Below are 25,648 nucleotides of genomic sequence, written 5' to 3'. Positions count from 1 at the left end.
TAACCGGGGGTAAAATAAGACTAAAGAATAGGTTGAATTTGATGTCATGGGTAAAATCGCATCGGCACTAATTGGGTTGTGTGTGGGAGATGCGTTGGGGGTTCCGGTAGAGTTTCATGTGCGATCGGAACGGCGTCTTCATCCCGTCACCACGATGACCGGCTATGGAACTTATAATCAACCGCCGGGAACTTGGTCTGATGATAGTTCTCTGACGCTTTGTTTGGCGGATGTTTTATGTCATCAAGGCTATGATTTAAACGCGATCGCCGACTCGTTTTGTCGCTGGTATAGAGAACGATTTTGGACCGCTAGAGGGGGCGTTTTTGATATTGGGGTAACGACTCAAATTGCCATTAATCGTCTGCGAAAAGGCGTTCCCCCCACCGAAGCCGGAGAAACCAGCGATCGCAGTAATGGAAATGGGTCTTTGATGCGAATTTTACCCCTGGCGTTTTTGTACAAACAAGAGTCTTTTCCCGATTTAATTGCCAAAGTTCACGACTGTTCAAAGATTACTCATGCTCATGCGCGATCGCAAATGGCCTGCGGAATTTATATTAGCATCGCCATTTCTTTATTGCAAGGAATGACGCTCAAAGAAGCCTATTTAAGCGGAATAGAACGGATTAAACCCCTCTACGAACAAGAAGAATTTGCTGACCAATTAAGATATTTTAAACGAGTTTTACCCGGAGATATTGAGACGGTAGAACAAAAAAAAATAGAATCGAGCGGTTATGTTCTGCATACTTTAGAAGCCTCCTTGTGGTGTTTGCTGACCACATCTTCCTATTCCGAAGCAGTCCTCAAAGCCGTTAATTTAGGGGATGATAGCGATACCACCGGGGCGGTAACGGGAGGACTCGCCGGGATTTATTATGGCTTGGAAAATATCCCCTCGGACTGGGTGGAGGTTTTGGCGAGAAAAGACGATATTCTCAATTTAGCTCAAAAGTTAGAAGATCGTTATCCTCTATAATTAGATCTGCGCCGTTCAAAGGGTTTAGATTGATGTAACTTAAATGAGTTAATTCAGTTGTGTTAATGATTTTAAATCATTCAAAGTAACACAAAAAAGTGACTGTTTGCATCGGTCTGTTAGGGATTAGATTAGGGTTGTAAAGCAAACAAGGGAAAACACAATTAACTCTTGTTTATCAGTCTCGGAGATCAACCATGAGTGCAATGACCAACATTGAAACCAACGGACAAGCAACTGCAACTGCTACTGCTATTCCTACTTCTGCACCTGTTGAATCTGCTGCGCTTCAATCTCGCGCAATTGATTTACCTGTTTTGCAATTAGGTTTAGCAGGTGAGGCGGTTCGTTTCGCCCAACAACGTTTAATGGCTAACGGATATCGAATTGGTTTCAACGGACAATTTGGCCCTCAAATGAAAGCTGCTATTGAGCATTTTCAAGCCAATTATGGTGGCTTACGTGTTGATGGAATCATTGGCGAAAATACCTGGCGGGCGCTGTGCGACCAAGAATATACTCGCTTGGGTTGGACTTTCTCTTTCCCCCTGAAAAATACCAAATATCCCTACAATGTTAATATGCCTGAACTTTACCAGGGTTCGGTGGGTGATGCGGTTGAATGTCTCCAATTGCGCCTCTATGACAACGGTTTCTTTTGGCTGTACATTGATGGTATTTTTGGCGAGAAAACTCGGGACGCCGTTAAAGCTTTTCAAGCCCGTGAAGGGTTAAACATTGACGGTGTGGTTGGGAAAGACACCTGGCGCAAGCTGGGCGAATAATTTGCCTAAACTGGGGGAATTTTTCCCCCAAATCCTGAAATTTACCTTGTTCCTATTAATACTTGTAAAAACCCGATTTCACAAAGAGATCGGGTTTTATTTTTGTACCCTAGATAACGTCTTTTCAACCGTTTTGCTTCTTGATTGAGGTTCGACGGCTTAACTCGTTTGGTTGTAATTTATATGAGTTAGTTCAGTTGTGTTAACGTTGGTTTTCACCTTTGGACTTCATTCAAAGTAACACAAAGAAGCGACTGTTAATCCTCCCCTATTAACGATTAGATTAGAGTTGTCAAGCAAACAAGGGAAAACACAATTAACTCTTGTTTATCAATCTAGGAGATCAACCATGAGTGCAATGACCAACATCGAAACCAACGGACAAGCAATTGCAACTGCTGCTGTTATCCCCGCTTCTGAACCGGTTCAATATGCTGCGGCTCAATCGAGCGGAATTGACTTACCTCTTTTAAAATTAGGTTTAGCAGGTGAGGCGGTTCGTTTCGCCCAACAACGTTTAATTGCTAACGCATATCCCATTAAGTTTAACGGACAATTTGGCCCCCAAATGAAAGCGGCTGTTGAGCATTTTCAACGCAATTATGGTGGCTTAGATGTTGATGGAGTTATCGGAGAAAATACCTGGCGTGCGCTGTGTAACGGTGACGCAGAATTTCGTCGCTTGGGTCGGAGTTTCTATTCTCCGTTTGTAGAGACACGGTACCGCTACGATGTTAATATGCCTGTCCTTTACGAAGGTCATGTCGGTGATGCGGTTGAATGTCTCCAATTGCGTCTGTCTGACATTGATTTCAAACTTCCCTATCCCTTGTATATTGATGGCATTTTTGGTCTAAAAACTCGCCAAGCAGTGGAAGCTTTTCAACGCTTGAAAGGTTTAAAAGTTGACGGTGTGGTTGGGAAAGAAACTTGGCGTAAGTTGGGCGAATAATCACCTCGAAATGGGGGGAAATCCCCCGATGCCAATTCGTTTGTAGAAGGGAACACACCCTAAAAACCCGTTTTCTCTTTGAAAGCGGGTTTCTGTATGGCAGCCTCGGTGAAAACACACCATTCATTCCAGTTTATCGAGTTTATTTTTGAGTTGAATGATGTCGTTTTTCTTGTAGTTTATATGAGTTAACTCACTGAAATAACTGTTAATAGCTCAAGTAAAGTAACACAAAAAAGCGACTTTTTACCTAGCAACTCTAGCGGCTATATTATAGTTGTAAAGCAAACAAGAAAAAACACAAATTAACTCTTGTTTATTAGTCTAGGAGATCAACCATGAGTGCAATGACCAACATCGAAACCAACGGAGAAGCAATTGCAACTGCTACTGCTATTCCCGCTTCTGAACCGATTGAATATGCTGCGGCTAAATCGAGCGGAATTGTCCTACCTCTTATAAAATTAGGTGCCGCAGGTGAGGCGGTTCGTTTCGCACAACAACGTTTAATCGCTTACAAATATAACATCGGTTTCAACGGACAATTTGGCCCCCAAATGGAAAAGGCTGTTAAGCATTTTCAAGCGAATTATGGTGGCTTAGTTGTTGATGGAATTATCGGGAAATATACCTGGCGGGCGCTGTGCGGACAAGAATTTCCTCTCGGTAAGAAGTTCTATTCTCCGTTTGTACCTACATCCTATCCCTACGATGTTCAGATGCCTGTCCTTTCCAAAGGTGATGTCGGTGATGCGGTTGAATGTCTTCAATTGCGTCTGTATGACCACGGTTTCTTTTGGCTGTCTCTTGATGGCATTTTTGGGCCACAAACTCGGGATGCCGTTAAAACTTTCCAAGCCAATAAAAGTTTAAAAGTTGACGGTATTGTTGGGAAAGAAACTTGGCGGAAACTGGGTGAATAGTCACCTGAGAAATGGGGGATTTTTCCCCCACTCCCGAAAATTTCGTCGGTTAACGTTTAGAGAACAAAAACCCGGTTTCTATTGAGAGATCGGGTTTTTCCCATCCACTTAAATTGATAGACGCCTGAGAAAACCTGAGAAAACCTGAGAATCACTTCAGTTGAGAATGATCACTTGAATTAAAGTTCTGAGATTTTCTGTAACGACAAATTCGAGTTTTGCCTTTACCGTAGTAAATACTTAACATTCACAGTCTACTCTAACCGAAATTACCTGTAATACTATGTCCGGTTGATTAATGCTGTTATCAGGGTGGGGCGGGTTTATTGAACTTTAGTAATGGATGTCAGAGATAGTCCCTGAACCCGCCCCTACATAATGAGAATCAATTAATCGGAGATGATATAAAACTCTAGAAAAGGTTAGAAATTGAACGGGAGGGTAAATCAAATGGAACCCATTGAATTGTGTATTTTACTACTGGCGATCGCGATTTCCGATGAAATTCTCAACGGACAGTTTAAACTCTCTCAGCGCTTGCTGTCTTGGCTGGAAAAAAAACTCGATCAACAGCAAAATCAACAGAAGATCGAGAAACCCAATGACTAAAAAATGACCAAAAGATAACCGGGCTAAATAACAGGCTGGATGAGTAACTTCGATTCAAAACTTTAGAGAATTGATCGCTTTTCAAGTTTCATCCAACGAAGGAGAACAGTATGATGATTTTACAGCAACTTTCCATTAAAATATTAACTTGGCTAATCATTGAAATCTTACTGAATCTTCTGGGATTGGATGAGTTAGCAGATTATAGCGAATTCATCTTTAATGCTACTCGAACTCGCCCCCTAACTCACCAGTCTTAATCAATTGTATTTAACCCATTTTACCCCGTCTTTTGTAAGCGAATAAACTCCAACGGTAAACCATCAGTATCGGCAATAAAAGTGACTTCATAAACCGAATTCCCAATCATTTGCTGAGTCGGTTCGAGTAAAATTTTCAACGGTTGGTATAAATCCGGTTGGGCTTGAGTTGCCTTTTCCAACTGTTCTGTGAGATGATTAACCCACTGGGGTAAATTGGGCGTGGCATCCGTCAAATCAAAAGAAAGATGATAATATCCTACATAATGTTCGTCGCCAAAAGCATCCGGTGCGGGTTTGGGTTCGGGAATTTGAATTAATTCAATTCGCCCGTTTAAACCCTCCATCCAACAAGCCAGAGTGTAGCCTGTCGTAAAGCGTTCGCAAACTTGAAAACCAAGAAGTTCATAAAATGCGATCGCCCGATGGATGTTAGCCGTGCGAATAGAAGCATGGTGCATAGAAAAAAGAAGATGAGAAACAGCGAGCAATTCCCAAAGAACGGGTTAAAGTTTCCGCTTTTGATGAAATCAACTATTCAAACAAGCGAAAATAAGGATAGCGAATTGGCACACCTTGTTCTTTTTCCAAATCAAAATTAATCACATCCCAGCAAGGTTCATCTTTGGGATCGGGACTAAATTCTACAGGTAAACCGTAGAGTTTCGGTTGAGTGTTATCCGACTGTCCTCGCCAGGGGGTACTGCGTTCGAGATAGGAACTAATCAACTCTCGATAACGCTGGGCAATAATCACGCGAGTAGCACGATAACCTTGAGTATAAAGGCGATCTAACGCCTCGTGAATTTCAAATCGAATACCATCAGGATGGGTGTGTTGTCGATACCATTCCCCGTTCCACTGACGCCAATGCCGTCCCGACTGAAGATGAACTAATTCACTCGTTTTAGGATCGGCTTCAAAAGCGCCGTGACGGGGACACAAATAAGTATCTGTCAACGTCAAAGCGGGAATCTTTTGACGACAGTGAGGACAGCGAATTTCCGGGCCAAATATAGGATACTGCAAGGCAGAATTCATGCTGAAATCAGTTTTCGCACTGCTAGCTTGTAGACTCTATTATAGCGGGGGTGATTCCTTCCTTTCGGGGAAGATTTGCCGAATTAGGTATAAATTTATAATTAAGCAATGAGTAACCAAGCCAATCAATTTATCTGTAACGATGCCATAGACTGGCCGACTCCGGATCTGTCACCGGCGACTTTTATCGCTCCGAACGCCGCTGTCATCGGACGGGTAGAGGTCGCCGTTGGGGTCAGCATTTGGTATTCGGCAGTCGTGCGAGGCGATGTGGAACGGATTATCATCGGAGCCAATAGCAATATTCAAGATGGGGCTATTTTACACGGCGATCCGGGTCAGATTACGGTTTTGGAAGATTTTGTTACAGTCGGACATCGGGCGGTGGTTCATTCGGCCCACATCGAACGGGGAAGCTTGATCGGCATTGGGGCGGTAATTTTGAACGGCGTCCGGGTGGGTAGCGGTAGTATTGTCGGGGCGGGGGCCGTTGTTACCAAAGATGTTCCTCCCCGAACCCTGGTGGCCGGTGTTCCCGCTAAACCCCTACGAGAGGTGTCACAAGCCGAAGCGGATCACTTGATCGAACACGCCCAACAGTATCAGCAGTTGGCTTCGGTTCACGCAGAAAAGGGAATGGGGAATAGGGAACAGGGAACAGGGAATAGGGGTAAGGGGTAAGGGGTAATCTTGCTATAGGCAATAATTGGGCTGTTTAGGAGGGCGCATTGCCATGCGCCCCTACGCAAAAATCTGTTTCCCAACTCCTGAACACAGCAACTCCTGAACACAGCAACTCCTGAACTTCTGACTTTTGACTTCTAACTTCTGACTTCTTTCCTCCCCACCTCCCCCTCTCCCCACCTCCCCTCTTCCCGACAACCTATAAACATTTTTGATTGAGCAATGATTGAGCAATTGGGAAAAATGAGATAAAAATAAAGTTATGAGAATTTTTTTAAGAAACTGGAGGAGAGCAAATGGATTTCGATTTTCGCCTGCTAGTGGTTTTAATGCCGATCGCGATCGCTGGCGGTTGGGCTGTGTTTAATATCGGAGCCGCAGCCCTCAGACAAGCTCAAACGTTCCTGAGCAGCAAATAAACCTGAGAGCAACCCATAAGATCAACGCCGACTGTTCTCTCATTTTGAGGGGATAGTCGGTTTTGAGTTGCCGGACAACCCCCAGAGCTTGGTATGATAAAGCAGTTGAACGGGTGGTTAGGATATAGACTGATTCACCCATCCTAGACGGTGAAATCTTTCCGCCACTGTTCCCCGTTCCCTGTTCCCCGTTCCCTGCTCTATTGAGTGTTTTTGGCAACCGAGCATCGATTTATCCCATGACCCCAGAAACTGCCCTAACTGAAATCGCCATCAAGCAAAACCTAGAGCAATTTTTATTAGTTCTCCTGGTTTCGCTGAGTGTAGCCACCGTCTCCCGTCTGTTTGTGTGGTTTCGTCGCATACCCTTCACCCTGCTGTTGGTGATTGTCGGATCGATTCTGGCGTTTGAAGACATTCGCCTGGTCAACCTCTCCCCCGAACTGATTTTAGAAATTTTTCTCCCCCCGTTACTGTTTGAGGCGGGTTGGAATATGAAATGGCGGGAGTTGAAACGAGATCTAGTTCCCGTTACCTTGTTTGCAGTTGTCGGGGTGATTATTTCGGTTGTCGGTATTGCTTTTGGGTTAAATTGGTTTGCAGGAATTCCATTGGCGATCGCTTTATTAGTGGGAGCGAGTCTATCAGCAACCGATCCCATTTCTGTTGTCGCCTTGCTGAAAGAATTGGGCGCCAGCCAACGTTTACGAACTTTGATGGAAGGAGAAAGTTTATTTAACGATGGGGTGGCGGTTGTTGCTTTTAGTTTGTTAGTCGGGATACCGATGGGAACGACTGAATTTTCGGTTTCCCAAACTTTATTACAATTTTTTACTTTTGTGGGAATTGGTGTAGGAGTTGGGAGTTTAATTGGCTTCGGAATTTCCTATCTGACTCAACGGTTTGATTCTCCTTTGGTTGAACAATCTTTAACCCTGGTTTCCGCTTACGGAACTTATGTCGTAACGGAGGAGTTGGGGGGTTCCGGTGTCATTGGTGTTGTTACCGTTGGTGTGATTTTGGGGAATTTTGGTTCTCGGATTGGGATGAATCCCCGCACTCGAATTATTGTTAGTGAATTTTGGGAGTTTCTGGCGTTTTTTGTCAATTCAATTGTTTTTCTGTTAATCGGCGATCAGATTCAATTTCCCAATTTAGCCGCCAATATTAAACCCATTTTAATTACAATTGCCGGAATGATTGTTACTAGAGCGATTAGTACCTACGGGTTAAGTGCGATTAGTAATGGCTTGGCTAAATCTGAAATTGATTTCAAAATTCAAACCGTTTTGTGGTGGGGAGGATTGAGGGGTTCGGTTTCTATTGCGTTGGCGTTGAGCGTACCCATTGCTTTACAACAACGGGATGAAATTATCGCGACTGTTTTTGGCGTGGTATTGTTTACTTTATTAGTTCAAGGTTTAACAACTCAACCCTTACTCGACAAATTGGGGTTAATTGGCGATCAACCTTTGCGTCAAGAATATTTAGAATTAATCGCCCGTCGGGTGGCGTTAAACCGAGTGCAAAATCATTTATCGGACGTGATTCGCCGACAAGAAACCGACCCGGAGTTTTATCGATATCAAGCCGATTTAGTCAATCTTGAGTTAAAACAAATTCAAGAAAAAATCGATAAAATGCAAGCCGAACATCCCTCTTTACAAGAACTCAGTTTAAAATTATTGTTAGAGGAAATGGTCGATATCGAAGCCGATACCTATGCACAGTTAATTCGTTCGGGTCGTCTCGATAGCAACCTTTCTCCCCTGCTTTGGGAAGTGTTTGAAGGACAGGAGAAAGAAAAAGCAACAGAATAGAAAAGATTTCTATTCTAGGTAAAGTTTTATTGCAGACATAACGAATAACAAGTTTTCCCTACTATAATATTCAAAAAAAAATTGCTTTGAAAAAATCATCAAACTTTATTTGAAAATGCCTTTACCTACTTTCTTAATGGCGGGTATCCAGAAAGCCGGAACCAGTTCGATTTATAAGTATATGGAACAGCACCCTGAAATCGGTTTGGGAAGGGCTAAAGAGCCTAATTTTTTAGAGAGTGAGCTACCTCCAGAAACGATTGCTAATAATCAAGCTTACTATGAAAAACGTGCTTTTCGCTATTCTTATGAAAAGTACCTGAATAATTTTTCCCAATGTACCGATGAATTAGCAATTGGAGATGGTTCTGTTAATTGTTTGTTTCATTATGAAACATCTATCCCTCGGATTCAGAAATATATCCCCAATGCCAAAATTTTTGTTGTTTTACGTCATCCTGTAGAACGAGCTTTTTCAGATTATCTCATGCACTTACGAGATGCAATTGATAGTGAACAAACTCTCCCGTTAACTCGGCAATCTCCATCATCTTTTCAACTTCGTAAAGGATTATATTACAATCCTATAAAAAGTTTTCAAGAGACCTTTGGAACTCAGCAATTTCGAGTCTTTTTCTACAAAGACTTGTGCGAAAATTCGGTTAAAATGATGAAAAGCATATACGAATTTATTGGAGTTTCGACGGATTTTGAACCGGACACCTCTCAAAAAGATCAAACCGCATCAATCCCTAAAAATAGTTCGATCAATCGTTTACTCCGAAAACCAAACCCCTTGAAAACCGTTTTTCGTTCAACTGTAGGAACCTTATTACCCCAAGAAAAACGTCAAGCCATTCGTTCTTGGCTGATTTCTAAAAACTCCAAATCTAAGCAATCTGTTTCTCTTTCTCCCGAAGAACGAGAGGTTTTGTTAGATTTCTACCGTGAAGATGTTCTGAAGTTACAAGATTATCTAAATCGAGATTTGTCCGCTTGGTTAAAGTAATTTAGTGACATTCTATTTTCGGACATGACCCCTATGCTGGATTGATTTATGGCTTATTCCCGACTTTTAAACCGACGAAGTTTGTAGTTAAAATTGTCAATTTTCTGATTCACAAACTTAGAAACCGCTCGTTTTTTCTGTTCAAACCAACTGGGACGCTTGAGAGTTGGGCGCGAGTTGGGAGATTTCAAATAGCGGTAATGCAGGAATAATTCTTTGTAGGGGATATCCGTATCTTCCCCCGCACAGAGTTTGGTAAATTTAGAAGACGGAACACTCATATAATGAATATAAGTGATCGGTTTACCGTTGTCATACAACACATGATCCACCTGATCAAATTGTGAAGACCAGTGACTTCCCGTAGCCGTTTCTATGCCATGATAAGCAAAATTATAGAAAGAAATATTACTTCGTAACACCATATAATTAAACAAAGACTGATCCGGCCCCAAATAAAGCCATCACATCGGCTTCACCCGCTTTCAGTTTCCGGAGTAAATCATCGAGAATTTCCGAATTTAAAACCCCCTTTTTCGAGGCAAACCATCCCGCACAAAAAATATGAGAAGGCAACTTTTCCGCTTCAAATACCCGAAGTAATTGTTCTTGAGGACGGTCAAAAATATACTTGAGATCCGATTTATACTGAAAATCATTGGCAACCCAATCATATTCATCTAACTTTTCATAAACCGCATCCAAAGGACTCATTAACAGCGTATCCGCATCAAAATAAACAAACTTATCAAATTCTCCATTAATTCCACACAGTTTTCGGTGCATTGCCAAACGATAAACAGAGGGTAACTCTCGCTGTTTCCAAACTTCCTGCGCCCTCCGGTGGGCTTTCCAGGCTTCACTAACAAAATTTTCCCAATCGTTTATAACCGCAACATCATCAAATAATTTAACATTTTTCCGGTTGGCGATTTCGGCTTTTACCCGGTCTAGTTGATCGTTATAAGGAATCACACAAACGGGAATTTCTCGACCTGCATTGGCTTCAATACTGTTGAGTAATGCCACGAATTGATCGTAAACAACATCATTCGCCAGTGTATAAATACCCTCAGTCATTGGTTTACTCCTGTTAAGTCCGAGTTGCTAAAAACGGGAAAAAACGACTTAATTTTCTTTGCCATGCGGGTTTTCCTTCATGCAAATAACGATAATGTTCCCAAATCTTCCAGTAGGGACAACCGGGTTGCATTCTTGTACCCGCCCAATGAATATATTGTAGACGTTTACCGCCATCATAAAGAATATGATCTTTTTCTTTAAAATGAGGCGAACCCGCCCAACTTCCCGGCCCTCCTGCGGGTGTTTTTACTAAATTTCCCCGCTTGGGAATGTTTTTGAGAACCAAATAATTCAGGATGGGTTGATCGGTTACACCTTGAGTAAAATCAAAATATTCTCGATGTTGCGAACATTCTCTCAAAGTATCATAAAGTTGTTCTAAGCTAATAATACCTTTTTTAGATGCCCAAAACCCGCTGTTAAATACATCCTCCAGTTCTTTCTCGGTGAAAAGATTGTTTTCAAGGACAAACGACGAGAAAATATTCCGCAACTTTTGACCCGAAAAATGATAGTCACAGCAGAAAAAATCGACTTCAGAAAGATAATCTAAATTCGCGACAATATCTTCAAACACCACAATATCGGTATCGATATAGAGAAATTCGTCTAACGGCCCAAACCAAACCACCAGCTTTCGCATTTTATTAGGAAGTTTGAGAAAATCCCGATCAAAAATTTCTCCGACTTTTTGGGTTAACTGTTCGAGAAAATCTAAATCAGGAAACACTTTAACGTCATGCAAACGACCTAAGGTTTCGGCAACTTGATGATAGTCTTCGTTAAAGGGAATCAGAAAAATCGGGATGTTTTGATTATAAAAGCGAATGCTATTGAGTAAAGCAATTGCATTTTCCATGACCTTATCGTTGGCAACGATATAAATTCCACGCATGATATTTTATCCTCATTTTGTTAATTTTAACTTTCTCAAAACTCGTTTAAATAAACTCGGTTTGGGTGAATAATTATAGGGAACCCCAGGACTTGTAAACACCGGACGCTTTTCCGGTTCGTGGAGGTAGCGATAGTGTAAGAAGATATCTCGATAGGGAAACTCGATATTTTCGCCCCGACAAACCGCTTGCATGACTCGGGGGGCAATGCCAATATAGTGGAGATAAGTCAGGCGTTTTCCTTTATCATAAACAATATGATCTTGCGCTTCAAAATGACTGGACGTAACACTATTACCCGTTTTTTCTGAATTGGGAAGATGGTGGGCGAGGTTACAAATGGGTAACTTTGACCGCATAAACATATAATTTAAAACCGGTTGATCGCCGGTGGGATAAAGAATTTCTGACTCGGAATTTTTTAACTGTGAAAGTAACCATTCTCGCTGCTGCGGAGGAAATAATCCTTTTTTAGAAGCAAAAAATCCCGAACAAAAAATTTCTAGGCGAACTTCCTCAGGAGAAAACACTTTAAACAGCAAAGGTGATTTAACATTGTAAATCATTTTGGGGTCTAAATGTTGGAAATCGTAGGTGACACAATCATAATTTTCCAACCCATCAAATACCCGGTCGAGACTGTTCATCACCAAGGTATCGGCATCGAGATAAACAAAGCGATCGAAAGGACCATCAAACGCACAAAAACGCCGATGTCCGCCATAAATTCGATAGTTTCGCTTCACACTCGCCGGAGAAGCAACAGCCATAAATTCATCCCAACGTTGAATGGAGTCCGTATCCTCGTAGATAAAAACGTTAGGACGCCTCTCAACTTCAGCTTTAATTTTTTCAAGTTGATCGTCAAAAGGATAAATACAAACGGGCGTTTCTGAACCCAAAATGGTATCAATACTGTTCAATAAAGCGACCAGTTGGTCGTAGACGATATCATTTCCAAGCGTACAAATTCCCTGTTTCATTTTGCCTGTGTTCTCGCTAGATTTTGAGTCAAAATGCTTTTATCAAAATTTACTCGCGTAGTCATCTAACCAAGCCATTAAATTTAGCTTGTGCAGAATAATTTGTCGGGCTTCTGCGATCGCCTCTTTCGCTTCATACCAGCGATCCGGTGTAGAAATCACCTCTTTTATAAAAGCAATACCTTTTTCATCAATACTCGGCAAACGCAAAAAACTTCCGGGCGGTAATAATTTATCGGCCGCCGGCCCCCCATAATAAATTGGCAAACACCAAGCTAATAAAGCATCCCAAAGTTTTTCGCTGACATACAAATCATTTTCGGCATAATTTTCTATCGATAAATTGTAAGAATAAGGCGCCATACCGTACCATTTATTATTGAGAGAACCTTGAGCCTTTGACCAGTCGGGCAAATTGCGGCCGTAGATATCAACCTCCAAATTTTGTTCAACAATCTCCTTTAAAAAATTGAGCCGTCTTTGATGATTTTGGGAGCGATTGACTCCCGATGTAATCCAAGAACAGGGGCGAACTTTTTGCGGGGGTTCCATCTCATTCAACTCTCGAAAACAGTTACCGTGATACCAAATAGCCGGCATATAATCGGGAACGGGAGCGTACCGATCCGGGCCGGAAACATAATCACAATACTGTTGGGCTTGCTGATAATTATATTGATTAATTTCTAAGATTTCCTCAAGGGGAGGTTCTCGCAAAAGATAAATCATCCGCTCTTTTGGAACGCCCCGAAATTGTTCTTGAAGATTGGGTTCGGGCGGTTGGGGCTGACGCAGTTGACGGAGACGTTCTCGCAGGGATAACTTTTTTTTGGGTGTTGATTTCCGGGGAAAATCGAACTGATAGAGGAGGAGAAAATCCGGTTTGGGGTCGTTGGCTCGTATGATAATATTCCCCCATTTTCCAAAGCTCTCGGGGGTTTGTTTCCACAGCCAATCTGTTTGATTGGCTCCGGGATAACTGGTAATCATACCAACAGTTTTAGGATTCATGCCTTTTACCTTTTTAAGAATTTTCTTTGTTCTTTAAGTTGATGAGATGTTGCGATTCATCCGCAGTTTAACACTGTCTTCTATAAATTCCAAACTTTCTAGGATATTGGTTGCCGAACGATAGGACTCATTAATCAGTTCCGAACGTTCGTCTGGATCGTCAACTAAATCATCGGATAATAATTGTAGAAAACCAATCATGGGATTGAGACGAGAACGAACTTCATAGGAACTTCTAATAATGGCTTGATCTCGTTCCGCTTCATCGGCAAATTGCATCGTGTACAATTTAGCATATTGACCGCCTTGGGCGAGTAGTTCCTCGTGGCTACCGAGTTCTACCAATCGTCCTTTTTCTAACACCGCAATTTGATCGGCTTTTTGAACGGTAGAAAGACGGTGAGCAATGACAATGGTTGTGCGATCGCGGCTGAGTTCATCAATCGCCTCTTGAACCAATCGTTCGGAAACCGTATCTAAAGCCGAAGTTGCTTCATCTAAAATCAAAATTTCGGGATTTTTTAACAGCGCTCTGGCAATTGAAATCCGTTGACGTTGACCTCCCGATAATAATAAACCGCGATCGCCTATCTGAGTATTCAACCCCTCGGGTAACTGAGCAATAAATTCATAAGCATTGGCTCTTTCTGCGGCTTTGATCACTTCTTCATTGGTTGCATCGGGTTTAGCATAGGCAATATTATCGCGAACAGAAGCATTAAACAGAAACGTATCTTGACTAACAATTCCCATCGCTTGCCGGAGCGTTTTTAGGTCAAATTCTCGCAAATCTTCACCGTCAATTGTAATTTTACCGCGAGTCGGATCGTAAAATCTCGGCACGAGATCGGCTAAAGTTGACTTTCCGGCGCCCGAACCTCCCACCAAGGCCAGGGTTGTCCCTTTGGGAACAAACACATCAATTTCCTTGAGAACCAGGCTTTCGTGATCGGGATAACCAAAGGAAATCTGCTCAAAATGAATTCCCTCTTTTAAGCCGGTAAACGGAAGGGTTCCCCGGCTCATAATCGGTTTATTTTTGCGGTTGAGGAAGTCTTTGACAATTTCAACGCCGGCGTAAGCATTTGCAAAACTACTGCGGGCGCTATTTAAGTTTGAAAGCAGGGGTAGAGTCCGAAACAGAATAAATAAATAGGTGAGAATAACCGTTGATAGGCTTTCAATTCGTTCGGCAAAAAATAGGCGTCCGAGTACAACAATTAAGAGAATCACAATCATGCTGGTGATCTCATTAATCGGACTGATGGCAGACTCATTAATCTGGTTTTGAAAGCTGACTTTCTCTCGGTCCAGGATTAACTTCTGCAACCGGTTATATTCTTTGTCCTCACTGGCGACTGATTTGACGAGTCTAATTCCGCCTAACGTTTCTAAGGTGGCTATCGAATAAGCTCGGGTTACTTCTGTTAGTTTTTTTCCTAAAACTTTGGAACGTCTAATAAAAAATTGGTTGGATAACACCACAATTCCCACCAAGAGCATTGAGGCTAGGGTGAGTTCCCAGGAAATGGAAATTAAAATGCTCAAATAAACTAAAAGTGTGATTGATATCGTTAAAATTCTAATAATAATACTAACGGAGCTTGAGGTTCTTCCAATTTCTCCTGACAGCCGATTAAGAATATCTCCGACCCGGGTTTTTGAGTAATAATCGAGGTCAACTTCTAGCAAAAGTTTTATACCCTCTTTTCTCAGATCGGCCACTAAATTTCGTCCCAGAGAACCCGAAACCAAGCCACCAATATAGTTGGTTAGATTTTTTAAACCCACTACAAAAACAATAGCCCCCGCCATGATCCCCAATCGATAGTTTTCGGGAATCCCTTGAAAAGGTGACAGCAAAACTTTAATAATCGCTGCATCGGCGCCGACTTGGACATCTTGGCCCAAAAAGGTGAGAACAACAGGAACAATTAACGTGGTACCCACACCATTAAAAACTGCCCCGGAAAATCCCAGTAAAACCGTCAGAAAAATCTTGAGCGGATAACGCCTAGCGTATGTTAAAAGAAACGGAAGATTAGAAGACATTTGACAACCATCCTTGATGGAAAAACATTAAACGAGAACTCCACTCAAACCGATAAACCTGCAATCACTTTCGATAGAATTACAGCCATTGCTTCCAAGCTATATTTCTCGACACATTTTTCTCTGGCCTTAATTGCTTTTGCATCAGCTTCTTCCCAATGTTCAAAGATTTGGCGAATACTGTCGGCTAGCTGTTGGGGGGAGTTGGGTTCGACTAAATAACCCGTATCCCCTAAAATTTCGGGAATATCGCCGACATAGGTCGATAAGACAGGTTTAGCCATTGCCATCCCATCTGTCAACTTTAACGGAAATTGAGCCATCGCCGCAGGACTATCTCGCTGAGGAATCACGATAATATGAGCCGCAGCAACAATTCTGGGCATTTCTGAAGCTGGAGTTTTGGGTATTTTAATGATCCAACGTCCCCATTTATTCGTCAACTCGTTGTCGTAATCATCGTATGGACTCCCGCCAACAATCACCAGTCTCAAGTCGGGTTGATCGAGGAGATCTAAAGCCATTAAAACATCTTCAACGCCTTTATAGGGTCGGGGCGCTCCCGGAAACATCAGAATTCGATAGTCGCTCAAACCGTAATCCGAGCGACTCTGTTGAGGGTCGTATTTTGTCGGATCGAACAGGTTCACATCTTTTCCATTGGGGACATAAACCCCCCCAAAGCGTTTTTGCAAAAATTGGTTGTGAGTGGTAATTACATCTGCTTTTGACACCAGACTTTCCATCCACTTCAGATAAAAGGGGTGATCCGGCTGTCTGAAGGCTCCATCGGGTTTCAACAGGTCCCGGGCTAATTGTTTAAATGTTGGGTGATATTTCCACTGTTCTCCCCCATGCCAGCTTAACTCCCAGTCGTCAATATCTAAAATTACCCGGCGGCCTGTTTGCATTTTTTTGATTAAAGATAAACCCCAACTCGTCGGTTTGGGCTTATAAGCATAAATGATTTCGCCTGTAATTTGACGAAGCAACTGTTGGGCTGAAATTAAGAATTGTGGATAAATGTTATGTTTTTTGGGAACTGAAATAATCGGAATGCTTTGATTGATGGCCGGCTCTCGATCGTTGTCCACAAAGCCAACCATTTCTACCTCAAGGTTGAGTTGCTGAAGTGCTTGAGATAGCAAAAAGGGACGCACTGCTCCCCCCCATCGCCCCGCACCACTGCTAGAGAGATCTCCGACTACGACTGAAATCTTCACGAAGTACACATCCTCCTTTTTTGGTTTTGGATGGGCTAGTTGGATAGCTCGGCGATGAACAGATGTTTGAATTTACCGCTAGTCACCGCTCAAAAATCAATTCCGTATCGGGAATTAGAGATGATCCAGATTATTCATAATCTTATTGTAGAACCAACGGTTGCGATCGCGACACTCTTGTAAACTATTCGGATAAGATTGGCACCGATCTAGATGCGATCGCCAGCCCTCGGTACTGCACAAAAATTTAGTTTCATCAAAGTGCTGATACAGTGTTTTTCCAAACAGTTTAATCTCCCTTTTGGGTTGTTGCCATTTTTCTACGGGATACAGTGCAACCGGGTGCTTGAGCGTGAAAAACTTGCTGGTAAACGGAAAGGCTAAAACTTTTCGTCCCAGCAGCGTTCCCCAATAGGCTCCGTGAAAAGAACTGGTTAAAATGGTTTCACCGGACGCCAAAAAACGAATGATTTCCTCAAAGTTCTCCGACTCATTTGTTTTCCGAGGAAATTTATCAATCGCAATTTGAAACTTTTTGTGGGAAAAAACCACAAACTCATGTTCAATGGAATATTGGCGATCAAAAGCTTCGTGCATACAGCTTACACAAGGAACCCAATCATATCCCGAGTCAAAATCTCGAATTCCAACATCATCAAACTGTTCTAAATAAGGAGTATAATCAAACTCAACAGAACCATCGAGCTTATAAATTTGGTGTCCGGCTCCCCAAAGCACTAAACGATGACCATTTTTACGAGCTTGTAAGCGTTGAAAATGATTGAGAAATCGCTCAAACATTAACCCACCTCCGCCGACTATGGCGTGATGAGTGAGTAGACATTGAGAATCATCTTTAGCCTCGGCTTCGTTGAGAGTCCGAAGATCTATCTTGCTGACTTCATATCCGGGAAAATCGAAGTAATGCAAGGGAGAAGATAAGAAATCTCCAATATTTTTGGGATCGATAACGTGATAGTTTGCAATGGTTTTCATTAACTTTTGAACGTCTGCTTCTAGCAAATTAGGATAGTCGATCAAAGTAGAGTGCTGAGAAAACTATCTCCCCATTTATTCATCAACCCGAGTCGTTTTTAGAGAAGGGCCACTTCCTCCCGATTGTTTAGAGAGTGAGGTCGGATTTTATCGGTTGATAACATGAAAATTCATTCTCGACAAACTCACGAATTTCCTTCATAAAATGTTGGGTGTAAAAGATTTTCTGACGGTCTTCTAAATCGGATCTGAGTTGTTGTTGTTTGTCGGAATTGTTCAAAACCAACAGTATTTTTTCGACCGCTTCTTCTACCCCGTCAAAAAACAAATCTTGATTCTCTTGTCCGACTATTTCCACCTGTCCCCCCACACTTCTCACAAAAGGAATTGCACCCGCTTTCACCATTTCAGCAATTGAAATCCCAAAGGGTTCTTTTTTATAATGTATTCCGTACCGACATTTCGCCAAAACATTTACATAGTCTTTGTAGGGAAGATTTTGATACAGTGTCACCCAATCGGAATTTTCGGCGACCATTTTTTTGAGAAATCGCAAATACTTCCAACCGTATAAACCGCCACCTCCTCCGGTTAGATACAGTTTAACGTCGTAGCCTTTTTCCCGAATTTTTTTCAGGATTTGGATCGCTTTGTGAGGTTGTTTCGCTTCCGTTAATCGACCGCTACAAATAAAGGCATTTTCTTTTTGTTCCCAAGGAATATTTTGAGCGTCCAAGACAACCGGAGGATAAATCACCGTTGACTCTATCCCATATTCTGTTAGAATTGCATCCGCCACCACATAGGAATTTGCGATGGAAATATTGCCTTTCATTCTTTCCTCGGAAAAATCGGAAATCTTTGTATAAAACTCACCATCTTTGTCAAAAACATCTATCCAGTGAATATATTGAATTCCTTTTTTCCCCAAATCCGTAGCATTGTAAGCCGATAACACTAAATCATAGCCTTGAGCCTGCTTCTTAAACTGACGAATAAACCAATGATTAAACAGCTTCTTCATGCTTGTGTTATTCGCCATTAAAAACTTAAAGCTGCTTTGAAAACCCCCAGGAAAAATCGATTGAACGGTGATATTTTCCGAAGAAAGCTGAGTTCCATAGGCTAAATTTAACCGTTGCAAGTCCAAAGGAAATAAAGTCAACAGCGTCACCCGGTACTTGGGTTTTAAAGCCTCTAAAATCCACAAGCCTACGCTTTCGGCACCTCCGCCTTCAAAACTGGGATAAAAAACCGCAATTGATGGTTTTGATGCCTCTTTTTTTTCGGGTTTATAGCCGGTTGTCATCATGGTCTATCCCTCACGCTTGCTCAATTTTTTAATCATCTTCTGTTCAATCTGACCTCCTCATCCACTTCCGTCACTCGCCAACTCAACTTTAGATTAACCCAGAAATTCCAGAACGTCACGATCGCGATCGCTATCAGTTTACCCAGATATTCATTCATTCCTAAACCGCGAGACAGTATATTAACAATTGTTGCATTTAACACCAACCCCGCCAAACAAATGATATTAAATTTTAAGAACCTTTTAAACCCCTTCGCCCAACTGCGCTGTTGATGGCTCAAATCGGCAAACGTCCATCGGTCATTCCAGAGAAAATTATTAACAATTGCCATCTCACCCGATAAAATCACACTCACGGTCAACCCCAAACCGAGATGACGAAACAGGTAAAACATCCCCAAATCCACAAACACCCCGCTAAACCCCACAACTCCAAACCGCAGAAATCGTTGTACAGGCCATAACCTCAACCGCAGTCGAATTAAGTGTTGTAAATACTCAAAATACTGTTTCCAAGTCACCTTACTCGCGCCTTCGCTGCGTTCTTGGAACACATACCCCACTTCGGCGATCCAGCAAATCTTACCTTGAGCTAATATCTCAATTAAAATCTTATACCCAATCGGACATAAAACTTGCTCGGCGATCGCCTCCCGTCTCACCAAAAAATAACCGCTCATCGGATCGGACACCCGACTGAGAACCCCCGGTAAAATCACCAACCCGAGAACCTGCGCCCCCCGAGAAAGAAACCTCCGTTTCAAACTCCAGTCACTCACCCCACCATTGTCTACATGACGACTGGCTACGGCTAAATCGGCACCTTTGTTGATGTCGGCGATCAGATTTAACACCGTTTCGGGAGGATGTTGCAAATCGGCATCAATCACCCCTAAAATCTTACCACGAGCGACCTGCCAACCGCGAATCACCGCCGTTGAAAGTCCCCGTTGCTGTTGACGACGCATCACCCGCAACTGAGGATAATCGCAACAGAGATCGAGGGCGATTTTCCAAGTCAAATCCGGGCTATCATCATCAACAATAATCAATTCATACTCATCGGGTAAAACCCGATCCAGCATTTGACTCAACTGGGCGATGGTTTGCTGAATATTCTCACTTTCGCAATAGGTCGGAACCACTAACGAAAGTTGAATATTACTCGGATCGGTTGGGGATGGTGTAACAATTTGTCTGGGAACGATCAATGCACCCGTCGGTTCGGGGACCAGATGAGAAAATTGACAATGACTCGGAAAATTCGGATAGATCTGAGACATTCACTTGATTTTATAAGTCAATAAGCGTGAAGCGACCGGTTTGAACATAGTCAAAAATTCGGTTAATCTCACTACGTTGAGCATCGGTAATTTGACTGTCTGAGAGGATCATTGACATCAGCTTCAGATACTCACTGCGATCGATCTCACCTGATGTCAGGATGCGATCAAGCAATTGAGTTAGAGTCGGGTTAGATTGATTTGGATTTAACCAACGCATAGCTTATCATTCCTGTATGATTTCATAAATAGGAGTTCGCTACAATATCGGAAGTTGCTCACTATTGAGCCGATTTTTAATGATCAGAGCAATTGTAATCGAAACGAACGAATTTTTGGATGCTTTTCCAAAGTATTCTGTAAAGCGAGTATTGACAACAACAGAGCAGGAGGCTATTTTTTATGCAGGTTGAGCGACTGGCCGCATTATCAGACAATTATATTTTTTTACTGCACGATCCGACTCGCAATATCGCCGCAGTGGTTGACCCCGCAGAAGCCGGTCCGGTTCTCAAACGTCTCGCAGAACTGAATGCTGAGTTGGTGACGATTTTCAATACTCACCATCATAGCGATCATGTGGGGGGAAATCGTCAACTTCTCGAAAAGTTCCCCGAAGTTACGGTTTATGGGGGGTCTGAAGATCGGGGTCGCATTCCCGGACAACAGGTGTTTCTCTCCCAAGGCGATCGGGTCAAATTTGGCGCGCGCAGTGGGGAAGTTTTCTTCGTTCCCGGACATACAAAAGCCCATATTGCTTACTATTTTCCCCCTGAAACTGAAGATCAAATCGGCGAGTTATTTTGTGGGGATACTCTGTTTGCGGGGGGTTGTGGTCGTTTATTTGAGGGAACACCCCAACAAATGGTTAATTCTCTAACTAAATTGCGTTCTTTACCCGATCATACCCGGGTTTGGTGCGCTCACGAATATACTTTGAAAAATCTCAAATTTGCTCTCACGGTGGATGAGAAGAATTCCGATTTAAAAAATCGTTTTGAGCAAGTTAAAATGGCTCGCAGTCGCGATGAAGCAACCGTTCCTTCTACCATCGGATTAGAAAAGCTAACTAATCCTTTTTTCCGTTGGGATGATCCGGCTCTCCAGTCCCGAGTAAAAAGTCAAGATCCGGTGCAGAGTTTTGCCCGTTTGCGGGGGATGAAAGATCAATTCTGATCGCTATTTGACTCTCGGATTCATCGGGTAGGTTCGCCGAACAAAAATCAAAATCAAAACCCTGATTTTACGGCTTTCCTACCCGAGCAAAATTCGCTTATAATTGAGACGTACATTCTAAAATTAATCGTTGATTTTCTAAAGAATAGGGTTGAATTTCTAACGCTTGTCTAAAGGCTCGAATTGCCTCCGTAAACTCTCCCATCGCCGCATAACATAACCCCATTCCGTGCAACGCTCCAAAGTGATTTGGGTTTAACTCAATCACCTGTTTACAGTCTGCTAAAGCCTTGTCATATTCTTCGGTAATATAATACAAAACCGCCCGTCTGTTCCACGCTTCTGCAAAGTCGGGTAAATCTTCTATCAGTTGAGTGAGTACCGCTTCTGCTTCTTTCGGGTTTCCCCCTTGTAACCAGACTTCGGCTTTACGAATTTGTTCGAGTCCGGCGCTTCCTTTTTGTTCAAACCAGATTCTCCACAGTTGATGCGTGGCTTGACGGCGAACCGTTTCATCTGGATTTTTTAGATCTTCTAGTAATGCGTTAATATCCGATTCGTTCATTCTCTGTTTTTAAGATGTTTTCAAACAACTGACTTTCGAGCAAATGGAGAACTAAAACCCCGAATATCTTAGCATAAAATTTCCCCAAAATATACCCGGGTCAAATCAGTTCTGAAAAACGATTAATCGGAAAGAGGTATCTTGCAAGCGGGACGCCGGCACTACGCTTTTCATTTCAAAAAAAAATGTTATATGACTCGACTCAAACATTTGTCACCGTCCCCTCTCCAACGACGAGAATAAACCCCGCCCAAGAATTATAGCGCTAGTTGCGAGCAGATACATCCCACAAATCCGATTTATATTGAGAAACCCGGTTTTTTGATTTATATCTAACGACCAATTAACGATTAATCACAATTTGACTGAGATGCTTCAAAATTTGCAGAACCCGATACAAATCCCCTTGATTGAGAGTTGCAAATAGGTTTGACCTTGCATACTGAAACGTTTCAGCTTTAACTAATTTTATAAACGTCAACGTTCCCCCACCCGTAATCATTCCATAACTGGGCTGTTTTGGCTGCGGATTTCCCATCATATAAGCGATCAGTTGAGCGAGTCCCGCTTCTACAGAATAGGATGCTTTCTTCGACTCAATCACCATCACCCAAAGTTGATCTTTCAAAACCAAAGTATCCAGTCTCCCTCTGATAATTACGCCTTCATCTTCGCTAATAATTTCTATCGATTGTTCTGATTTTACATAAAAAGGTGCGAGATAAAAATCCGCAATAAATAAAATTGGGTCTAACACCGCCATTTTAATCACATCTTCGAGTAAGGGAGGATAATTCAGTAAATTAATAAAACCCCTTTTTACTTTATCTAAAAGTTGCTTTTCGGTTTCCGTGACTTCGGGTAAATTTTCCTGCCATTCGGGAAAAAAACCCTCATCTTCAATAAGCTGAAGGCCGAAGTTTTCTATTAAGTCCCGGATGTTGACATTTTGAGCTTGAATGGTTTGTACCATGAGGTTTATTTTTGAAAAATATAAAGTTAATTTTGATTCAATTTTAAGACCCAAACTGACATATTGTTATAGAAGTTGTCACACCCAATGAAATCTAGGCGAAGCCGGCAGAGGTTGGGGTCTTGGGGTCTATGGTCATGGGGAGTTAAACGAAGCATCGATAAATATTTTTTATGGAGTTGACAGTGATACCGCCTCTAAAAACCCTCAAAACCCTAGTGCTTAAAGGTTAAAGTTAATCCCGACTAAAAAACTCGGGTATGATTGACCTCGTAAATTCACTGTGATACTGTATTAGAAATCAGGAATTCAAGCACATCGTTCAACTAGAGGTTCGACTTATGACGGCACTAACAACTCAAACCCAAAGCACAGGTGCAACCTTCGAGAAACTGCAATGTAAAGAATGCGGCGCCGAATACGCCCTCGAAGCGAAACACGTTTGCGAAGTTTGCTTTGGGCCGTTAGAAGTTCAGTACAACTACGACCTACTGCGTCAGAAAGTCAGCCGCGCCACCATCGAAGCCGGTCCGAAGTCCATCTGGCGTTACCGCCACTTCCTCCCCGTCGCCACCGATGATGTCATTGACGTCGGTACCGGAATGACACCGCTGGTCAAGTCCCAACGGTTAGCCCGTCGCCTGGGTCTGAAGAACCTCTATATTAAAAACGATGCGGTGAATATGCCGACTCTCAGCTTCAAAGATAGAGTGGTATCCGTCGCCCTGACTCGTGCTAGAGAATTGGGCTTTTCGACAGTATCCTGTGCGAGTACCGGAAATTTAGCCAACTCCACCGCAGCCATCGCCGCCAAAGCCGGACTCGACTGTTGCGTATTTATTCCCTCGGACTTGGAAGCCGGAAAAGTCCTCGGTACTTTAATTTATAACCCGATTTTAATGGCAGTTAAAGGCAATTACGACCAAGTAAACCGCCTCTGTTCGGAAGTTGCCAATACTCACGGTTGGGGATTTGTTAATATTAACCTGCGCCCCTATTATTCTGAAGGTTCAAAAACCCTCGGTTATGAAGTCGCCGAACAATTAGGATGGAAACTTCCCGACCATGTTGTGGCGCCGATTGCCTCCGGTTCTTTGTATACTAAAATCTATAAAGGATTCCAAGAATTCGTTAAAGTTGGCTTAGTCGAAGATAAAGCGGTTCGCTTCAGCGGCGCCCAAGCCGAAGGCTGTTCTCCCGTCGCCCAAGCGTTCACCGAAGAACGGGATTTTATCAAGCCGGTTAAGCCGAATACTATTGCAAAATCCATTGCAATTGGAAATCCGGCCGATGGCGTTTATGCCTTAGAAGTCGCCCGGAAAACCAACGGTCATATTGAGTCGGTTAACGATGCGGAAGTGATTGAAGGCATCAAACTTTTGGCGGAAACCGAAGGCATTTTCACCGAAACCGCAGGCGGGACCACCATTGCAGTCTTGAAAAAATTGGTGGAAGCGGGTAAAATTGATCCGGATGAAACCACCGTTGTTTACATCACGGGTAACGGCCTAAAAACTCAAGAAGCGGTTCAAGGTTATGTAGGCGAACCTCTAACCATTGACGCCAAATTAGAAAGCTTTGAACACGCCTTAGAACGCGCCCGCACCTTAGACCGTTTAGAATGGCAAGAAGTTTTGGTTTAATTGCCAAAAATCAGGAGTTAAGAGGGTTAGGAATTTGGGGTAAGGTGTTACCATTACCCTAAATCCTAAATCCTAAATCCTCAAACAATAAAGCTGGTTTCCCAACCCACCCTACTCACCTAAATCTTATCCTCAAAAACTGATATGGCGGTTAAAGTATTAGTTCCAACTCCCCTGCAAAAATTCACCAACAACCAAGCAACTCTCGAATGCGAAGGAAGCAATATTCTCGAATTAATTGATTCTTTAGAAGCCAGTTGTCCGGGAATTAAAAATAGCTTGTGTGACGACAAAGGTGAACCCCGTCGCTTCCTCAATTTTTACGTGAATAGCGAAGATATCCGCTTTTTGGACGGAACACAAACCGAACTCAAAGATGGGGATGAAGTGAGTATTGTTCCCGCAGTTGCAGGCGGTTAATTGATAATTTTAACTGTCGGGTTGCTTTGGGTTGGGGCGGGTTCAGTACAAATTGTTGTATCCCATCAATAACCGATATAAACCCGCCCAAAAAAATAACCAATAACAAACCCGTAGGGGCGGGTTCCGTACAGATTTGTGTTTCCCATCAATAACTGATATAAACCCGCCCAAAAAATAACCAATATAAACCCACCCCCAAAAAATAACCAATAACAAACCTGTTGGGGCGCTTGGGGTCGGGGCGGGTTTAGTTCAATCTCGGAGATGAGATTAAATATCTGATAGAACCCGCCCCTACAGAATGATTAATGAACAACCAATATCAACCCACCCCCAAAAAATAACCAATAACAAACCTGTTGGGGCGCTTGGGGTCGGGGCGGGTTTAGTTCAATCTATGAGATGATATTAAATATCTGGTAGAACCCGCCCCTACAGAATGATTAATGAACAACCAATATCAACCCACCCCCAAAAAATAACCAATAACAAACCTGTTGGGGCGCTTGGGGTCGGGGCGGGTTTAGTTCAATCTCGGAGATGAG

Annotated in this window: 28 protein-coding genes; 13 read left to right on the top strand and 15 right to left on the bottom strand. The window is 42.6% G+C overall.

The genetic code is table 11. The features are described from left to right. Positions 1 to 46 precede the first annotated feature (46 nt). The 6 genes from ACL6C3_RS19440 to ACL6C3_RS19415 all read left to right on the top strand — a co-directional run bounded on the left by ACL6C3_RS19440 (position 47) and on the right by ACL6C3_RS19415 (position 4,511). Entirely contained in the window at positions 47 to 982 is a 936-nt protein-coding gene (locus ACL6C3_RS19440) for an ADP-ribosylglycohydrolase family protein (RefSeq protein ID WP_413160684.1), read from the top strand. A 197-nt stretch (positions 983 to 1,179) separates the two neighbouring features. Then, entirely contained in the window at positions 1,180 to 1,767 is a 588-nt protein-coding gene (locus tag ACL6C3_RS19435) for a peptidoglycan-binding domain-containing protein (RefSeq protein ID WP_413160683.1), read from the top strand. Positions 1,768 to 2,116: 349 nt separating this feature from the next. Then, entirely contained in the window at positions 2,117 to 2,719 is a 603-nt protein-coding gene (locus ACL6C3_RS19430) for a peptidoglycan-binding domain-containing protein (protein WP_413160682.1), read from the top strand. 338 nt (positions 2,720 to 3,057) lie between these two features. Further along, positions 3,058 to 3,642 carry a peptidoglycan-binding domain-containing protein gene (locus tag ACL6C3_RS19425; protein ID WP_413160681.1) on the top strand — a complete coding sequence of 195 codons (585 nt, stop codon included), beginning with the start codon at positions 3,058 to 3,060 and terminating at the stop codon, positions 3,640 to 3,642. 450 nt (positions 3,643 to 4,092) lie between these two features. Beyond that, a complete protein-coding gene (locus ACL6C3_RS19420) occupies positions 4,093 to 4,251 on the top strand; it encodes a hypothetical protein (RefSeq protein WP_413160680.1) in 159 nt (52 codons plus the stop codon). A 110-nt stretch (positions 4,252 to 4,361) separates the two neighbouring features. After that, positions 4,362 to 4,511, top strand: a complete 150-nt coding sequence (locus tag ACL6C3_RS19415; protein WP_413160679.1) for a hypothetical protein — start codon at positions 4,362 to 4,364, stop codon at positions 4,509 to 4,511. Between the two features lie 20 nt (positions 4,512 to 4,531). Here ACL6C3_RS19415 and ACL6C3_RS19410 read toward each other — a convergent pair whose 3' ends face one another. After that, a complete protein-coding gene (locus ACL6C3_RS19410) occupies positions 4,532 to 4,972 on the bottom strand; it encodes a VOC family protein (protein WP_413160678.1) in 441 nt (146 codons plus the stop codon). Positions 4,973 to 5,045: 73 nt separating this feature from the next. Then, positions 5,046 to 5,552: a TIGR02652 family protein gene (locus tag ACL6C3_RS19405; RefSeq protein ID WP_413160677.1), complete on the bottom strand. Its 507-nt coding sequence runs from the start codon at positions 5,550 to 5,552 to the stop codon at positions 5,046 to 5,048. A 108-nt stretch (positions 5,553 to 5,660) separates the two neighbouring features. On the opposite strand from ACL6C3_RS19405, the gene ACL6C3_RS19400 reads away from it, so the two are divergent. The 4 genes from ACL6C3_RS19400 to ACL6C3_RS19385 all read left to right on the top strand — a co-directional run bounded on the left by ACL6C3_RS19400 (position 5,661) and on the right by ACL6C3_RS19385 (position 9,484). After that, positions 5,661 to 6,233, top strand: a complete 573-nt coding sequence (locus tag ACL6C3_RS19400) for a gamma carbonic anhydrase family protein (protein ID WP_413160676.1) — start codon at positions 5,661 to 5,663, stop codon at positions 6,231 to 6,233. A gap of 299 nt (positions 6,234 to 6,532) precedes the next feature. Beyond that, on the top strand, positions 6,533 to 6,655 hold the full coding sequence (locus ACL6C3_RS19395) for a photosystem II protein Y (protein WP_413160675.1): 123 nt from the start codon (positions 6,533 to 6,535) through the stop codon (positions 6,653 to 6,655). A 239-nt stretch (positions 6,656 to 6,894) separates the two neighbouring features. After that, positions 6,895 to 8,475, top strand: a complete 1,581-nt coding sequence (locus ACL6C3_RS19390) for a Na+/H+ antiporter (RefSeq protein WP_413160674.1) — start codon at positions 6,895 to 6,897, stop codon at positions 8,473 to 8,475. 115 nt (positions 8,476 to 8,590) lie between these two features. Further along, complete coding sequence (locus ACL6C3_RS19385; protein WP_413160673.1) at positions 8,591 to 9,484, top strand: sulfotransferase; 894 nt, start codon at positions 8,591 to 8,593, stop codon at positions 9,482 to 9,484. 53 nt (positions 9,485 to 9,537) lie between these two features. Here the strand turns inward: ACL6C3_RS19385 and ACL6C3_RS19380 are convergent, their stop codons facing one another. The 11 genes from ACL6C3_RS19380 to ACL6C3_RS19330 form a co-directional block, all read right to left on the bottom strand. Then, on the bottom strand, positions 9,538 to 9,909 hold the full coding sequence (locus ACL6C3_RS19380; RefSeq protein WP_413160672.1) for a hypothetical protein: 372 nt from the start codon (positions 9,907 to 9,909) through the stop codon (positions 9,538 to 9,540). A gap of 4 nt (positions 9,910 to 9,913) precedes the next feature. Further along, positions 9,914 to 10,564, bottom strand: coding sequence for an Npun_R2821/Npun_R2822 family protein (locus ACL6C3_RS19375; protein WP_413160671.1), 651 nt, complete (start codon positions 10,562 to 10,564; stop codon positions 9,914 to 9,916). A 13-nt stretch (positions 10,565 to 10,577) separates the two neighbouring features. Next, positions 10,578 to 11,465, bottom strand: coding sequence for an Npun_R2821/Npun_R2822 family protein (locus tag ACL6C3_RS19370; protein WP_413168370.1), 888 nt, complete (start codon positions 11,463 to 11,465; stop codon positions 10,578 to 10,580). Between the two features lie 9 nt (positions 11,466 to 11,474). Further along, the gene (locus tag ACL6C3_RS19365; RefSeq protein ID WP_413160670.1) at positions 11,475 to 12,446 is read right to left on the bottom strand and encodes an Npun_R2821/Npun_R2822 family protein; all 972 of its coding nucleotides are present in this window, start codon (positions 12,444 to 12,446) and stop codon (positions 11,475 to 11,477) included. Positions 12,447 to 12,488: 42 nt separating this feature from the next. Beyond that, positions 12,489 to 13,457, bottom strand: a complete 969-nt coding sequence (locus ACL6C3_RS19360) for a glycosyltransferase family 10 domain-containing protein (RefSeq protein ID WP_413160669.1) — start codon at positions 13,455 to 13,457, stop codon at positions 12,489 to 12,491. A gap of 33 nt (positions 13,458 to 13,490) precedes the next feature. Beyond that, entirely contained in the window at positions 13,491 to 15,509 is a 2,019-nt protein-coding gene (locus tag ACL6C3_RS19355; RefSeq protein ID WP_413160668.1) for an ABC transporter ATP-binding protein, read from the bottom strand. Positions 15,510 to 15,553: 44 nt separating this feature from the next. After that, entirely contained in the window at positions 15,554 to 16,732 is a 1,179-nt protein-coding gene (locus ACL6C3_RS19350) for a glycosyltransferase (RefSeq protein WP_413160667.1), read from the bottom strand. A 114-nt stretch (positions 16,733 to 16,846) separates the two neighbouring features. Continuing rightward, positions 16,847 to 17,773 (bottom strand): hypothetical protein, encoded by a 927-nt coding sequence (locus tag ACL6C3_RS19345; protein WP_413160666.1) that lies wholly within the window; start codon positions 17,771 to 17,773, stop codon positions 16,847 to 16,849. Between the two features lie 82 nt (positions 17,774 to 17,855). Beyond that, positions 17,856 to 19,040, bottom strand: coding sequence for a glycosyltransferase (locus tag ACL6C3_RS19340; protein ID WP_413160665.1), 1,185 nt, complete (start codon positions 19,038 to 19,040; stop codon positions 17,856 to 17,858). Between the two features lie 32 nt (positions 19,041 to 19,072). After that, entirely contained in the window at positions 19,073 to 20,323 is a 1,251-nt protein-coding gene (locus ACL6C3_RS19335) for a glycosyltransferase (protein ID WP_413160664.1), read from the bottom strand. A 10-nt stretch (positions 20,324 to 20,333) separates the two neighbouring features. Then, complete coding sequence (locus tag ACL6C3_RS19330; RefSeq protein ID WP_413160663.1) at positions 20,334 to 20,543, bottom strand: hypothetical protein; 210 nt, start codon at positions 20,541 to 20,543, stop codon at positions 20,334 to 20,336. Positions 20,544 to 20,725: 182 nt separating this feature from the next. Here ACL6C3_RS19330 and gloB point away from each other — a divergent pair, with 182 nt between their 5' ends. After that, a complete protein-coding gene (gene gloB / locus ACL6C3_RS19325; RefSeq protein WP_413160662.1) occupies positions 20,726 to 21,499 on the top strand; it encodes a hydroxyacylglutathione hydrolase in 774 nt (257 codons plus the stop codon). Between the two features lie 97 nt (positions 21,500 to 21,596). Here the strand turns inward: gloB and ACL6C3_RS19320 are convergent, their stop codons facing one another. Both ACL6C3_RS19320 and ACL6C3_RS19315 read right to left on the bottom strand, forming a co-directional pair. Further along, positions 21,597 to 22,064 (bottom strand): tetratricopeptide repeat protein, encoded by a 468-nt coding sequence (locus tag ACL6C3_RS19320; protein WP_413160661.1) that lies wholly within the window; start codon positions 22,062 to 22,064, stop codon positions 21,597 to 21,599. Between the two features lie 343 nt (positions 22,065 to 22,407). Beyond that, positions 22,408 to 23,037: a restriction endonuclease subunit R gene (locus ACL6C3_RS19315; RefSeq protein ID WP_413160660.1), complete on the bottom strand. Its 630-nt coding sequence runs from the start codon at positions 23,035 to 23,037 to the stop codon at positions 22,408 to 22,410. Positions 23,038 to 23,378: 341 nt separating this feature from the next. Between ACL6C3_RS19315 and thrC the strand changes: the two genes are divergently transcribed. Beyond that, complete coding sequence (gene thrC / locus ACL6C3_RS19310) at positions 23,379 to 24,680, top strand: threonine synthase (RefSeq protein WP_413160659.1); 1,302 nt, start codon at positions 23,379 to 23,381, stop codon at positions 24,678 to 24,680. Positions 24,681 to 24,824: 144 nt separating this feature from the next. Next, entirely contained in the window at positions 24,825 to 25,100 is a 276-nt protein-coding gene (locus ACL6C3_RS19305) for a MoaD/ThiS family protein (RefSeq protein WP_413160658.1), read from the top strand. Positions 25,101 to 25,648 lie beyond the last annotated feature (548 nt).

The organism is Capilliphycus salinus ALCB114379, assembly GCF_047276495.1.
GTDB classification, from domain to species: Bacteria; Cyanobacteriota; Cyanobacteriia; order Cyanobacteriales; family Microcoleaceae; genus Capilliphycus; species Capilliphycus salinus.
The sequence above is the reverse complement of the archived record's forward strand: the minus strand, read 5'-3'. Positions and strand labels throughout refer to the sequence as shown.

What these genes read in the sequence shown, in the direction of transcription:
- ACL6C3_RS19365 (WP_413160670.1), bottom strand. Translation starts at nt 12,446, where the DNA reads ATGAAACAGGGAATTTGTACGCTTGGAAATGATATCGTCTACGACCAA.
- ACL6C3_RS19385 (WP_413160673.1), top strand. Translation starts at nt 8,591, where the DNA reads ATGCCTTTACCTACTTTCTTAATGGCGGGTATCCAGAAAGCCGGAACC.
- ACL6C3_RS19395 (WP_413160675.1), top strand. Translation starts at nt 6,533, where the DNA reads ATGGATTTCGATTTTCGCCTGCTAGTGGTTTTAATGCCGATCGCGATC.
- ACL6C3_RS19330 (WP_413160663.1), bottom strand. Translation starts at nt 20,543, where the DNA reads ATGCGTTGGTTAAATCCAAATCAATCTAACCCGACTCTAACTCAATTG.
- ACL6C3_RS19305 (WP_413160658.1), top strand. Translation starts at nt 24,825, where the DNA reads ATGGCGGTTAAAGTATTAGTTCCAACTCCCCTGCAAAAATTCACCAAC.
- ACL6C3_RS19320 (WP_413160661.1), bottom strand. Translation starts at nt 22,064, where the DNA reads ATGAACGAATCGGATATTAACGCATTACTAGAAGATCTAAAAAATCCA.
- ACL6C3_RS19315 (WP_413160660.1), bottom strand. Translation starts at nt 23,037, where the DNA reads ATGGTACAAACCATTCAAGCTCAAAATGTCAACATCCGGGACTTAATA.
- ACL6C3_RS19335 (WP_413160664.1), bottom strand. Translation starts at nt 20,323, where the DNA reads ATGTCTCAGATCTATCCGAATTTTCCGAGTCATTGTCAATTTTCTCAT.
- gloB (WP_413160662.1), top strand. Translation starts at nt 20,726, where the DNA reads ATGCAGGTTGAGCGACTGGCCGCATTATCAGACAATTATATTTTTTTA.
- ACL6C3_RS19375 (WP_413160671.1), bottom strand. Translation starts at nt 10,564, where the DNA reads ATGACTGAGGGTATTTATACACTGGCGAATGATGTTGTTTACGATCAA.
- ACL6C3_RS19430 (WP_413160682.1), top strand. Translation starts at nt 2,117, where the DNA reads ATGAGTGCAATGACCAACATCGAAACCAACGGACAAGCAATTGCAACT.
- ACL6C3_RS19410 (WP_413160678.1), bottom strand. Translation starts at nt 4,972, where the DNA reads ATGCACCATGCTTCTATTCGCACGGCTAACATCCATCGGGCGATCGCA.
- ACL6C3_RS19390 (WP_413160674.1), top strand. Translation starts at nt 6,895, where the DNA reads ATGACCCCAGAAACTGCCCTAACTGAAATCGCCATCAAGCAAAACCTA.
- ACL6C3_RS19380 (WP_413160672.1), bottom strand. Translation starts at nt 9,909, where the DNA reads ATGGTGTTACGAAGTAATATTTCTTTCTATAATTTTGCTTATCATGGC.
- ACL6C3_RS19360 (WP_413160669.1), bottom strand. Translation starts at nt 13,457, where the DNA reads ATGAATCCTAAAACTGTTGGTATGATTACCAGTTATCCCGGAGCCAAT.
- thrC (WP_413160659.1), top strand. Translation starts at nt 23,379, where the DNA reads ATGACGGCACTAACAACTCAAACCCAAAGCACAGGTGCAACCTTCGAG.
- ACL6C3_RS19405 (WP_413160677.1), bottom strand. Translation starts at nt 5,552, where the DNA reads ATGAATTCTGCCTTGCAGTATCCTATATTTGGCCCGGAAATTCGCTGT.
- ACL6C3_RS19415 (WP_413160679.1), top strand. Translation starts at nt 4,362, where the DNA reads ATGATGATTTTACAGCAACTTTCCATTAAAATATTAACTTGGCTAATC.
- ACL6C3_RS19425 (WP_413160681.1), top strand. Translation starts at nt 3,058, where the DNA reads ATGAGTGCAATGACCAACATCGAAACCAACGGAGAAGCAATTGCAACT.
- ACL6C3_RS19355 (WP_413160668.1), bottom strand. Translation starts at nt 15,509, where the DNA reads ATGTCTTCTAATCTTCCGTTTCTTTTAACATACGCTAGGCGTTATCCG.
- ACL6C3_RS19400 (WP_413160676.1), top strand. Translation starts at nt 5,661, where the DNA reads ATGAGTAACCAAGCCAATCAATTTATCTGTAACGATGCCATAGACTGG.
- ACL6C3_RS19340 (WP_413160665.1), bottom strand. Translation starts at nt 19,040, where the DNA reads ATGATGACAACCGGCTATAAACCCGAAAAAAAAGAGGCATCAAAACCA.
- ACL6C3_RS19440 (WP_413160684.1), top strand. Translation starts at nt 47, where the DNA reads ATGGGTAAAATCGCATCGGCACTAATTGGGTTGTGTGTGGGAGATGCG.
- ACL6C3_RS19435 (WP_413160683.1), top strand. Translation starts at nt 1,180, where the DNA reads ATGAGTGCAATGACCAACATTGAAACCAACGGACAAGCAACTGCAACT.
- ACL6C3_RS19420 (WP_413160680.1), top strand. Translation starts at nt 4,093, where the DNA reads ATGGAACCCATTGAATTGTGTATTTTACTACTGGCGATCGCGATTTCC.